This window comes from Romboutsia sp. 13368 (assembly GCF_018336475.1).
Lineage (GTDB): Bacteria > Bacillota > Clostridia > Peptostreptococcales > Peptostreptococcaceae > Romboutsia.
Map to the genome: position 1 here is coordinate 1,547,216 of NZ_CP048741.1, position 235 is coordinate 1,547,450.

Genomic DNA, 235 nt, shown 5'->3' on the forward strand with positions numbered 1-235 from the left:
TTTATTCATACATTCATCTCCTTTTATCTGCTGATTATATTTTTATTATATAATACTTACTTAATTTATACTTACCTATACTAATATAAGGAATAATTAACTCGTTGTGATAGTTAAATATGATTATTGTAAATACTAAAGTCTAACTATATAATATCATTAAACGTAAAAAACCTTACTTGCCATTTATTTTTGATGGCTAGTAAGGTTTTTATTTTATCTATTATTATAAAAT